Origin of the sequence: Ruminococcus sp. AM31-15AC (genome assembly GCF_003462045.1) — a bacterium.
Classification (GTDB): Bacteria; Bacillota; Clostridia; order Oscillospirales; family Ruminococcaceae; genus Hominimerdicola; species Hominimerdicola aceti.
In genome coordinates this window covers 28,785-39,697 of record NZ_QTYG01000024.1, presented here as the reverse complement: position 1 = coordinate 39,697, position 10,913 = coordinate 28,785, and the positions used below count along the sequence as shown (strand labels likewise).

General features: G+C 42.9%; 12 protein-coding genes. 7 read left to right on the top strand and 5 right to left on the bottom strand.

Features of this window, described 5'->3' with window-relative positions; genetic code table 11:
- Positions 1-182: 182 nt before the first annotated feature.
- The 5 genes from DW793_RS15655 to DW793_RS08345 all read right to left on the bottom strand — a co-directional run bounded on the left by DW793_RS15655 (position 183) and on the right by DW793_RS08345 (position 6,026).
- Positions 183-1,619: a murein hydrolase activator EnvC family protein gene (locus tag DW793_RS15655; protein ID WP_118157613.1), complete on the bottom strand. Its 1,437-nt coding sequence runs from the start codon at positions 1,617-1,619 to the stop codon at positions 183-185.
- A 51-nt stretch (positions 1,620-1,670) separates the two neighbouring features.
- Positions 1,671-3,128 (bottom strand): murein hydrolase activator EnvC family protein, encoded by a 1,458-nt coding sequence (locus DW793_RS08360; RefSeq protein WP_242998147.1) that lies wholly within the window; start codon positions 3,126-3,128, stop codon positions 1,671-1,673.
- A 177-nt stretch (positions 3,129-3,305) separates the two neighbouring features.
- Positions 3,306-4,211 carry a permease-like cell division protein FtsX gene (gene ftsX / locus DW793_RS08355; protein ID WP_118157612.1) on the bottom strand — a complete coding sequence of 302 codons (906 nt, stop codon included), beginning with the start codon at positions 4,209-4,211 and terminating at the stop codon, positions 3,306-3,308.
- Entirely contained in the window at positions 4,198-4,884 is a 687-nt protein-coding gene (gene ftsE / locus DW793_RS08350; RefSeq protein ID WP_022288638.1) for a cell division ATP-binding protein FtsE, read from the bottom strand. The genes ftsX and ftsE overlap by 14 nt, the downstream gene beginning before the upstream one ends.
- 56 nt (positions 4,885-4,940) lie before the next feature.
- A complete protein-coding gene (locus DW793_RS08345; RefSeq protein WP_022288637.1) occupies positions 4,941-6,026 on the bottom strand; it encodes a PucR family transcriptional regulator in 1,086 nt (361 codons plus the stop codon).
- Positions 6,027-6,463: 437 nt separating this feature from the next.
- Here DW793_RS08345 and rimM point away from each other — a divergent pair, with 437 nt between their 5' ends.
- From rimM to DW793_RS08310, 7 genes are all read left to right on the top strand, one after another.
- Positions 6,464-6,970: a ribosome maturation factor RimM gene (gene rimM, locus DW793_RS08340; protein WP_117923151.1), complete on the top strand. Its 507-nt coding sequence runs from the start codon at positions 6,464-6,466 to the stop codon at positions 6,968-6,970.
- Positions 6,970-7,506 (top strand): hypothetical protein, encoded by a 537-nt coding sequence (locus DW793_RS08335; RefSeq protein WP_118157611.1) that lies wholly within the window; start codon positions 6,970-6,972, stop codon positions 7,504-7,506. Before rimM ends, DW793_RS08335 begins: the two co-directional genes overlap by 1 nt.
- Positions 7,475-8,215 (top strand): tRNA (guanosine(37)-N1)-methyltransferase TrmD, encoded by a 741-nt coding sequence (trmD, locus tag DW793_RS08330; RefSeq protein WP_117896469.1) that lies wholly within the window; start codon positions 7,475-7,477, stop codon positions 8,213-8,215. Before DW793_RS08335 ends, trmD begins: the two co-directional genes overlap by 32 nt.
- A 283-nt stretch (positions 8,216-8,498) precedes the next feature.
- The gene (locus tag DW793_RS08325; RefSeq protein ID WP_022288633.1) at positions 8,499-8,771 is read left to right on the top strand and encodes an HPr family phosphocarrier protein; all 273 of its coding nucleotides are present in this window, start codon (positions 8,499-8,501) and stop codon (positions 8,769-8,771) included.
- A gap of 173 nt (positions 8,772-8,944) precedes the next feature.
- On the top strand, positions 8,945-9,655 hold the full coding sequence (locus DW793_RS08320; protein WP_117923150.1) for a LytR/AlgR family response regulator transcription factor: 711 nt from the start codon (positions 8,945-8,947) through the stop codon (positions 9,653-9,655).
- Between the two features lie 4 nt (positions 9,656-9,659).
- The gene (locus DW793_RS08315) at positions 9,660-10,019 is read left to right on the top strand and encodes a hypothetical protein (protein WP_117877653.1); all 360 of its coding nucleotides are present in this window, start codon (positions 9,660-9,662) and stop codon (positions 10,017-10,019) included.
- Position 10,020: 1 nt separating this feature from the next.
- Complete coding sequence (locus DW793_RS08310; protein ID WP_242993888.1) at positions 10,021-10,752, top strand: sensor histidine kinase; 732 nt, start codon at positions 10,021-10,023, stop codon at positions 10,750-10,752.
- Positions 10,753-10,913: the final 161 nt, after the last annotated feature.

Below are 10,913 nucleotides of genomic sequence, written 5' to 3'. Positions count from 1 at the left end.
GTCAGTTGTTTCAATTATTTTTTCAATTTCCACTGGAAATTTTAATTGATATGGTGTATAATATTCTTGTGGTTGGTTATTCATGATACTTTAATTATACCACAAAAAAAGACTGCTGTCTTGCTTTTTGGCAAGATCGCAGCCTTTTTTTCTTGGGGACTTTTTTTACAGCCCCGATTTTTTTATTGTGTAACATCAAGATAGAACGCAGGGTTCAATATATAACCCTGATAGCGTATCTCAATGTGCAGGTGGTCGCCTGTTGAAAAGCCGGTCGAACCCATTTTGCCGATAACGTCGCCTTTTTTCACCTCGTCGCCTATCTCTACATCTACCTCCGTGAGATGTCCGTAAAGAGTGATGAACTCGTTGCCGTGGTCGATGATAACATAGTTTCCATAACCGCCGCCGCAGCCGCAGGACTCCTCCTTGCCGTAGTCATGAGTGCAGGTGGTGTTTATCTTTATGACCTTGCCACTGCATGAAGCGTGAATAGGCGTGCCATGAGCCGCAGGAATGTCAAGACCCGTGTGATATGAGCCCCATCGTGCGCCAACGCCTGATGATACGGAATAAGACCCAGGAACAGGCCATGCGAAGTAGTAATCAGGCTCGGTATCTCCAAGCTTTTCGCCCTTGTCAAGGCGGTCATTTATCTCCTTGTGAAGCTCCTCAAGTTTCACATCTGCAAGCGCCATTGTGGCGGAAACTTCGTTATCTCTTGCTGTTCCGCCTGAGCCTGACGATTTCAGTATGCCGGAAAGGCTGCCCTCAAACTGCTCACGCTCCGCCTCATAGGCTTCGTTCTGCTCTCTGAGCTTCTTCTGCTTAGCTTTAAGCTCCTGCTGTGTTTTTGTACTGGAGCGGTAAAGCTGACTGAGCATATCCTTCTGCTGTGTATACTGTGTGTACTGAGCGTCATACTCGGCTTTCTGCTTGTCAAGGGTCTTTTGCATATCCTCATATTCAGTTTTGAGTTTTATAAGGTTATCAATGATAGTGTCATCATGGTGTGCCACACGCTTTATAAGCTCTAATCTCATGAGTATGTCATAAAAGCTGTCTGATTCCAAAAGCATTGTGGTGTAGCTGTCCGACCCTGCGATATACATTGCCCTTAGTCTTTGTTTAAAGTCCTCTATGCCCTTGTTTATCTCAGCCTGCTTCTTATCGATATTTCGCTGATTGGTGTTTATCTGAAGCTCCAGTGCGGTCATGTAAGAGTTGAGAACGTCTATCTCGTCATTTATAGAATCTATCTTTTCTTTCAGAAGCTTCTGCTTTTTCTCACTTTTCTCAATGTCCTCATCATATTGATCGAGCTGTTCGTTTATTTCCGTCTGCTTTTTTGATAGCTCTCTTAGCTGTTCTGCATACTGTGTGATGTCAAAACCTGTTGATTCCTCCTGAGCATTATCGTCATTTTCTGTTTGTTCATCGCTTTGCTGACCTCCGTCAGCCACAGATTCAGTATAGCTATAGTCCTCCCCCTGCGAGCTTTCAGTGTCCGCTGAGGTTATCTTCAAAGAAGAATTGTAGCTGCTTCCTGCAATACCAGCGGTAACAGCGAATGCGATAATGAAAGTGAGAATACGTTTTAAGCTGTAAAGCCTGTTCATGAAATAAAAGACTCCTTTGGTTGTGGGGCAAGACCTTTCGGCTTTGCCTGTTTATACATAATTTGACGGGTTCTGAGCTACACCGTTCAAGCGCACCTCAAAGTGCAGGTGGTCGCCAGTTGAATATCCTGTTGAGCCGACAATACCCAGAACGTCGCCCTTGTTGACGTGCTGACCCTGTGTTACGCTCATATACTGTGAGTGACCGTAAAGGGTCCAGTAGCCGTTGCCGTGGTCGATTATGCAGTAGTTTCCATAACCGCCGCCGCAGCCGCATGAGCCGTTCTTGCCATAATCGTGTGTGCAGGTGTTGCTGACGAGTATAACAGTACCCTCAGCGGCAGCGCATATCTTTGCGCCTCTTATTCCGGGAGACCAGATGTCGATACCCTTGTGATAAGCGCCCCAGCGCCAACCCACGCCGTAGGAAATATGATAATAACCCGGCACAGGCCATGTAAACTGGCTCTTGTCGGTATAATTGTAGTCACCGTTATTGGTAGAAGATTGACCGCTGTTAGAGGTGTTGCCGTTTGCATTAGAAGGTGAAGAATTGCCGTTATTATTCTGCTGTTGCTGCTGTTGTCTACGTTCTTCTTCCTCTCTTCTCTTACGTTCTTCCTCTTCTTTTTTCTTACGTTCCTCTTCTTCCTTCTTTTTGATCTGCTCCTGCTCCTTGTAAAGCTTCTGGAGCTGTGCCTCGAAGTCTTCCTGCTCCTTGTTTATCTGCTCCTTATTGGCTTCATAAGCCGCCTTATCTTCCTCAAGCTGGTCGATAACAGCCTGACTTTTTGCATAAAGGTCGTCAAGCTTTTTCTTCTGCTCAGTGTGATAGGCTTTTTGTTCCTCAAGGGTAGTTTTGTTAGTTTCAAGTTCAGTCTTGTTGGCTTCAAGCTCTGCTTCCTGAGATTCATACTCGCCTTTAAGCTCAACAAGTCCGTCGATCATGGTATTATCATGGTCAGCCACTCTCTTGACAAGCTCTATTTTCATAAGCATATCATAAAAGTCCGTCGAACCAATAAGAATATCGGTGTATGAACTGTTTCCGGCAACATACATTGCTCTAAGACGCTGTTTGAAGTCAACAACGCCATTTTCTATCTCAGCTCTCTTGTTTTTTATTTTTATCTCGCTCTTTGCGATCGCCTCTTCAAGACCGGCTATCTCAGTTTCAAGGTCAGTGATAGAATCTTCAAGGGTCAGTATAGTTTCCTGAACAGTTTCTATCTGCTCTTGGATAGCTTTCTGATTTTCTTCCTCCTTGGAGATATCGTCCTTTGTGCTGTTTATCTGCTTGTCAAGGTCAGCCTGCTTTTGTTCAAGCTCGCTTATTTTATCCTTGGCAGAGGATATTTTTTTCTTGTTGTTCTTTATTGCCTGACTTTCTGCAGAAGCGTTCTGCGCTGTCATGACCGGCTGTGTGCCGCCTGCAAGCATTGTCATGGAAGCGACTACGGCGATAGTGAAAGCCAATACTCGCTTCATTGTGAATATACCTGTTTTCATACCTGTCCTCCGTCTATAAAAGACCATTTTTATACGTTTTTATCTTTCTCTAATGCATTATCCCGCACGTTCTTTCTTTTTTATCTCATGTCAGGATATGCTTTAAACTGCAACAAAAGGCAGTCTAAAAACCCCGTTGGATCATAGCCTGCCTTATGTCTATATTTGGCAAATGTATTATACTTTAAGATGCTTGCCTGTGCTTATAGAAGTACCCACCGCACCGATAACAGCGCCTGCGATAAGATAAGATGCTGCAACAGGGAGCAAGAGGGATTTGAACGAATACAAATTCTGAACACCGAGAATGCTCCAGAGCTTGAAGTCATCATTGAAGATGTTGTAAATTCCCTCGTAGGCAAACTTTGTGAGCAGCAGTGCGCCTGCTGCTGCAAGCAGACCAACTATCATACCCTCGATAAAGAAAGGTATCCTGATAAAGCTGTTGGTAGCGCCTACATATTTCATGATGTTGATCTCTTTACGTCTTGCGAAAACGCTTGCTCTGGTGGTATTTGAAATGATTATCAGACAAACCACAACAAGTGCCACAATGACCGCAAAGGCAACTATCGTAAATACTCTTCTGATACTGATAAGGATATCAGCAAATGCTGTAGGGGACTTTGTTGAGTCAACATTGTCAAAGGTCTCTATCTGAGTGGTTGTTTCGCTCATCTTCTCGATATCCTTGACCGTTACCTTGTATGTGTCAGGCAATGGGTTATCATCGGCATACTGGAAGAAATCCTTTTCTTCATCAGTCATGCCCTTGAGCATATTTTTCCACGCTTCGTCCTTTGAATAAAGGCTCACTGTGTTGATATTTCCGACCTCTTTGAGCTTATTTTCAAGGGCCTGCATATCAGCCTGACTTGTGCCGTCCTTTACGATAACGATGACTTCGCTCTTGTCCTCGATACCGCCGATTATTCTTGTAAGGTTAATGGAAACCAGCACCGAAGTGCCTACCATAAGCAGGGAAACGAGCAGGATACAGAAAGAAGCGAACGTCATCATTCTGTTTTTCCAAATGCCCTTGAAGCCCTGATTTATAAGATATCTAAAACTACTTGCTTTCATTGGAGCCTCCTATCACTTCGTCAAAGGCGATCTGACCTTTGTTGATGTTGATAATTCTGCCTCCGAAATAGCGCACAAGGTCGTGCTCGTGGGTAACCATAAGAATGGTAGTGCCGCACTCGTTTATGCCCTTGAGAAGCTCTACTATCTCATATGAAAGAGCAGGGTCGATATTTCCTGTCGGCTCGTCGGCAATGATGAGCTGTGGGTCGTTTACAAGGGCTCTTGCAAGTGCCACACGCTGCTGCTCACCGCCTGAAAGCTCGGTCGGATAGCTTTTCGCCTTATCGGAAAGTCCCACAAGGCTTATAACATACGGAACACGGCTTCTTATGTACTTTGCAGGAGCGTCGATAACTCTCAGCACGAACGCCACGTTCTCATAAACTGTCATTGTAGGGATAAGTCTGAAATCCTGAAAAACAACGCCGATAGTTCTGCGAAGGGCAGGTATCTTTCTTCTTCTCAGCTTTTTCAGATTGAAGCCGTTTACCATTACTGTACCGCTGGTCGCATCTATTTCTTTAAGCACCAGCTTGATAAGTGTTGATTTTCCGGCGCCTGAAGGACCTACCACGAAAGCGAAGTCACCGTCGTTTATCTTCAGGTTTACTTTGTTCAGAGCGTCCACACCGCTTGAATAGGTAACGGACACGTCTTTAAACTCTACCAAAATTTACACCGCCTTAGTTTTACAGAGGCAAGCAAGCCTCTTTTTGCTCGTAGGATTTAGAACTTGACAGGGTTAGCGGAGAGATATTTCTTTACCATAAGAGCTATCTTAAAGATGATAGCGTGGTCGAACTCTCTCAGGTCAAGACCCGTGAGCTTTTTGATCTTTTCAAGTCTGTACACAAGAGTATTTCTGTGAACAAACAGTTTTCTTGAAGTTTCAGAAACGTTCAGGTTGTTTTCAAAGAACTTCTGGATAGTGAAAAGTGTTTCATGATCCAGTGACTCGATAGAGCCTTTCTTGAAAACTTCCTTGAGGAATGTTTCGCAAAGTGTTGTAGGCAGGTGATAGATAAGTCTTGCGATACCAAGATTGTCATAAGAAACGATATTCTTGTCAGTATCGAACACCTTTCCTACCTCGAGAGCTATCTGTGCTTCCTTGAAGCTTCTTGCCAGATCCTTTACGCCCTCTACTACTGTTCCTATACCTACAGTGACTCTTGTATAGAATTCACTTGAAAGGGTATCGGAAATAGAACGTGCCAGCTTTTCCAGATCCTTTGACTCAACGCCGTTTGCCACTTCCTTAACAAGCACGATATCGCTCTCAGTGATGTTGAAAACGAAGTCCTTGGACTTGTCAGGGAAAAGGTTCTGGATAACATCGTAAGCTGAAACGTCATTTGTGGAGAGTATTCTGATAAGCAGCACGACTCTTGAAATGTCAGCACTGAAATGCAGTTCTCTAGCTTTAACATGAACGTCGCCCGGCAGCACGTTGTCAAGCACTACGTTCTTGATGAAATTGTTTCTGTCGTATTTTTCGTCATAATACTGCTTTATGCTGGAAAGAGTAATGGCAAGTATGCTTGCATACTTTGCTGCCACCTCGTCTGTTCCCTCAACGAAAACAGCATAGTCAGGTTTCATATGAGCACCGAATGGCTTATAGGTATAACCGTCTCTAACAAAAATGTCGTGTGAATCGCCCAGATCTAACGAAACGAATTCGTTAGTCGTTCCGACCTGTGAAAGCTCAGAGCAGGCAATGATAGTTGCGTTCTCATCTATTACGCCTATGACGCAGTCGATAGTGTCACGCATCTGATGAACAACGCTCTGAAATAATCTGTTTGACATAAGTTATTCCCCTCTACTTGCAAAAATTTTCGACCTAAGTTCTGCCATGGGCATAATTACCCCATAAGCAGATGTCTGCACATTGTTATTATAACAAAAAACGATATGTTTTGCAAGTGTTTTATAGTGAAAATATGCAAAAAAACTTTTATACCGCAGTTTCAAGCACTGGTCTGCGGTCTGATATATTACAAATTGTAACACATTTCGCTCTCTTATGTGTGAATTTTTTGTTAAATCACAGGTTTTCATGGTGATTTTGTACAAAAGAGGGGCGTAAAGTTCGTTTTGAGTAACCGAATTGTAATTAATAAACTTTTTGTAAATATCCTGAGCTATGTGCATAACAGCGTAGTTAAAGCGTTGCAAAGGGTAAAAAAATATGTTACAATCTATAAAAAGAAAGCTGTAAGATTTGTTATCGGGAGGTAATCAAAATGGACGTAAAAAAATATCTTGAAGCAGGAAAGATAGTATCGGTGTTCGGCATAAAGGGCGAGATAAAAGTACAGCCATGGTGTGACGGACCTGAATTTCTCTGCGGATTTGACACACTATATTATAAGAGCGGTACTCCTGTGGAGATAGAGCGTTCGAGAGTTGCAAAGAATATCGTTGTAATGAAAGTCAAGGGCGTTGACACCGTGGAGGAGGCTCAGAAGCTTCGCAACAGGGTGCTTTATATCGACCGTGACGATGTGGAGCTTGATGAGGGCTGCTATTTTGTTCAGGATCTTATAGGTCTTGAAGTGGTCGACGCTGACAGCGGTGAAAGCTACGGCAAGATAACAGACGTAAGTCAGACAGGCGCAAACGATGTTTATCACATCACTGATGAAAAGGGAAACGTTAAGCTTATCCCTGCGATACCTGAAGTTGTGGCTGAAACTGATATCGAGGGTGGCGTGATGAAGATAACTCCGCTGGAGGGGCTTTTTGATTAATGAAGTTCTGCAAATACGAGGACTTGGAAAGGCTTGTCAGAGATTATTCTGACGGAATGTTCAGCCTGATATTTCCAAAGCTCAACAGCCGTGAAAAGTCGCTGAAATGTATCGAGAGAGTTTTTACAGCATACATAGATGAAAGCCCAAGGCTGAGAAGTCCCAGGGCTGAGGAAAAATGGCTTATAAAAAGGCTGAGAAAAGAGAGCGGATTCAACAGGCTTGCCAACACATATAAGGGCGAGGGACTGAGCTTTATGGAGCTTGACAATATGCTCACAAGTCTGAGGGTATACTATAATAACGAGGGCAACAAGCCGAAGAAGCGCAGGTCTGCTTTGTGGAGCTTATTTGTGGTGATAATAATCGCTATTGTGGTGACTATCGGTGTTGTGCAGGGCATAGGATACTATGAAAAAAGCGGTGGCTCTGTGCAGGAGCATTTGAACAGTGCTGCGGAAAACTGGGCTTGCCAGCCTTTAGAAATGATATGGAGGAATAGATTTGAACATAGATATTGCAACGCTTTTTCCTGAAATGCTTGAGAATTATCTTTCTGAAAGCGTAGTAGGCAGGGCGAGGGCTAAGAATATTTTCACGGTAACGTGTCATAATATCAGAGACTACACTCAGGACAAGCATCGCAGAGTAGACGATACCCCTTACAGCGAAAGACAGGGTATGCTCATGCAGTGCGAGCCTATTTACAACTGCTACAAGTCGGTAACAGCTGGAAAGGCAAAGCCCCACGTTATCTATATGTCCCCACAGGGAAAAACGCTGACTCAGAAGCGTGCAAAGGAACTTTCTCGGCTTGACAGCATATTTATATTATGCGGTCACTATGAGGGCGTGGACAGCAGGGTCATTGACGAAATAGTTGATGAAGAAATATCCGTGGGGGATTATGTGCTTACCGGCGGAGAGCTTCCTGCGTTGGTACTGGTTGACTGCGTTGTGAGAATGCTGGAGGGAACGCTTTCGCAGGCGGATTGCTATGAGGACGAGAGCCACTATAATGGTCTGCTGGAATATCCACAGTACACACGTCCTGAGGTGTGGCACGATAGGGAAGTGCCTAAAGTGCTTCTATCGGGCAATCATGCTGAGATAGCGAAATGGCGCCGTGAGGAGGCTGTAAAAGCCACCTATTTGAAGCGTCCTGAACTGTTGGAAAGAAGTCCGCTGACGGAAAAAGATTTGGCTATTATACACAAATTAGAGGAAAAAGAGGATAAAAAGTGACATTGGTTTTCAACATTTTTCACATAATTGTTAAATGAATTTGTACAAAGTGATATAATGTAAAAATCTGTGTTGTGAACATATCACAAGTTTAATTGCAAAAGTTGCAAAGTTTAGAGCATTGTGCTGAAAATTAAGGGTTTTTCGCTTGTTTGTCTAAAATTTGCGTTGACTAAGGCAGACTTGTCGAGTATAATAAATATATCAAATAACCTGAGGGTATCTTGAAAAAGTCCCTTAATTAGGGAGTTTAACAGCATTATAATGAATGGGAGAGATCAGTATGTTCGTAAAAGACGTAGTAGTACAGAATCAGGTAGGACTTCACGCACGCCCTGCAACATTTTTCATCCAGAAGGCAAATGAATTCAAGTCATCTATCTGGGTAGAGAAAGAGGAGAGAAGAGTAAACGCAAAGAGCCTTCTTGGAATCCTTTCACTTGGCATCGTAGGCGGCACAACTATCAGGATCATTGCAGACGGTCCAGATGAGGAAGCAGCAGTAAAGGGTCTTGTTGATCTTGTAGACAGCGGCTTTGCTGAGGGTGCAAGATAATCGCTCCCTGAATATAACCAAATAGAATAGTTTGATTTAAGCGGAATGTCCTGTGTGGGGCGTTCCGCTTTTTTTGCGTTGCTTAGATTTCCATTTATTGAATATGTTTTGTTGCAAAAAAATAACTGATATGATATAATTAAAAAAAATCAAAACTTTTTAAGGTGAACTAAATGCCACTGACAATAGCAATATGCGACGATAACGAAAATCAAATAAAAGAAATGCGTCGGCTTCTCGCAGAATGGTCTGCCGACAAGCCTTTTGCGCTTGATATTGACGAATACATAAGTGCAGAAAGCTTCCTGTTTTCATATCCCGACAAGCCTTGCGACCTTATCCTGCTAGATATTGAAATGGATAGGCTCAATGGTATGGAGCTTGCCAAGCACCTTCGTTCCAATGGGGATATGCTCCCGATAGTGTTCATTACGGGCTATTCCGATTACATTGCTGAGGGGTATGACGTTGAAGCCCTGCATTACTTGCTAAAGCCCGTAGCTAAGGAAAAGCTGTTCGCTGTTCTCGATAAATATGTAGAGAAACGTTCCGTCAAAGCTGACGAGCTGATTATTGAAACCACCAACGGAGCGACACATATATCAGCCGACAGAATAACTTACATTGAAGCTTTCGGCAGAAAAACAGCAGTTCACTTATCAGACGATAGGATAATAGACTGCATGGTGAGTATAAGCAGATTTTTTGCAATGAGGCTGAATGGATTTGTGAGTCCTCACCGCTCGTACATCGTAAATCTGCGGTTTATGCGGAGTATCGGCAAGACGGAAATTGCTCTTGATAACGGTACGATTATTCCGCTTTCTCGGCGACTTTATAAAGATGTAAATGAGAAATTTATTCAGTTCTATACGAAAGGATAAAGTTATGGAAAACGCAATAACAGATATAAATATAGTCGAAAGAAAATTATTAGCTAATATTAAACGACGTCCTGGTATGTATATTGGTAAAATGTCATTGGAGTTCTTACAAAACTTTTTCAACGGTTACAACTGTGCAGCTAAATTGCATTTCAATGATGAAAAACACCATATTTTGCCTGAGGGCTTTAACGATTTTGTTGCTGTCAAGTTGCTTGGTCATAACAAGACCGTATTGAATTATTGTTCATTGATTTACGAAACTGAAGGTGACGAAGATAAAGCTGTTAATATGTTTTTTGAACTACTTAATGAATGTCTAATAAGTCAAGGGTTTGAACCTATAAGTGATTGTGAGGACTAATATGAAAATAGCAATCATAATAGGTGCGGTAATCTTATTTTCAGCACTCTGCGTTGTAGGATTATTCCTAATCCGCCGCACCCTATATAACATGATAGACCGCCGAATAGAGCGCTTTCAGAGCGAGCTTATCGAAAAGCAGGTGCGTGAGATACAGAATATGTACCGTCATGTGCGTGGCTGGCGGCACGATTACCGCAACCATATCAACAATATGAAAATTCAGCTCTCAGAGGGCAATTATGATAAGCTGTCTGACTATCTCAACGAGCTTGCGGACGATCTTGACACTGTGGATACTGTAATAAAGACGGGCAATGTTATGGCGGATGCTATCCTCAACAGCAAGCTGAATGTTGCGGAGAAAATGAACATAAAGCTTAACGTAAAAGCGAATGTTCCCGACAAACTGCCTATGAGCGATGTTGAGCTTTGTTCTATGCTTGGAAATATACTGGATAACGCAGTCGAAGCCTGTGGCACGCTTCCTGAAGAGGAACGATTTATGCGTGTGTATATCGGCAAGCTGAAAGGACAGTTGTATCTTTCTGTGCAGAACTCCGCAGGCAAAGTGCGCAAGTCGAAAAATACATATCTCTCCACCAAAGAGGGTGAACACGGCTACGGCTTATTCCGAATCGACAGAGTTGCGAAAAGGTACGGCGGATATGTTAATCGTCAGAATGAAGAGGGCGTGTTTGCCACCGAAATAATGGTGCCGCTCAATAGTTAATAGTTGATGGTGAATAGTTATGAGGTGACATATGAAAGCATCAGTTCCGATTGCATCGAGCTAATAAAGATACTCACATCAATAATAAAATCAACAAAATCCAACTACTAACTACTCACTATTCACTATTAACCATAAACTGTAAACTATATTGCCATTCG

Excerpts from the sequence above, each read along its gene's own strand:
- DW793_RS15655 (WP_118157613.1), bottom strand. The coding sequence starts at position 1,619 with ATGAACAGGCTTTACAGCTTAAAACGTATTCTCACTTTCATTATCGCA.
- DW793_RS08360 (WP_242998147.1), bottom strand. The coding sequence starts at position 3,128 with ATGAAAACAGGTATATTCACAATGAAGCGAGTATTGGCTTTCACTATC.
- ftsX (WP_118157612.1), bottom strand. The coding sequence starts at position 4,211 with ATGAAAGCAAGTAGTTTTAGATATCTTATAAATCAGGGCTTCAAGGGC.
- DW793_RS08345 (WP_022288637.1), bottom strand. The coding sequence starts at position 6,026 with ATGTCAAACAGATTATTTCAGAGCGTTGTTCATCAGATGCGTGACACT.
- rimM (WP_117923151.1), top strand. The coding sequence starts at position 6,464 with ATGGACGTAAAAAAATATCTTGAAGCAGGAAAGATAGTATCGGTGTTC.
- DW793_RS08335 (WP_118157611.1), top strand. The coding sequence starts at position 6,970 with ATGAAGTTCTGCAAATACGAGGACTTGGAAAGGCTTGTCAGAGATTAT.
- DW793_RS08325 (WP_022288633.1), top strand. The coding sequence starts at position 8,499 with ATGTTCGTAAAAGACGTAGTAGTACAGAATCAGGTAGGACTTCACGCA.
- DW793_RS08320 (WP_117923150.1), top strand. The coding sequence starts at position 8,945 with ATGCCACTGACAATAGCAATATGCGACGATAACGAAAATCAAATAAAA.
- DW793_RS08315 (WP_117877653.1), top strand. The coding sequence starts at position 9,660 with ATGGAAAACGCAATAACAGATATAAATATAGTCGAAAGAAAATTATTA.
- DW793_RS08310 (WP_242993888.1), top strand. The coding sequence starts at position 10,021 with ATGAAAATAGCAATCATAATAGGTGCGGTAATCTTATTTTCAGCACTC.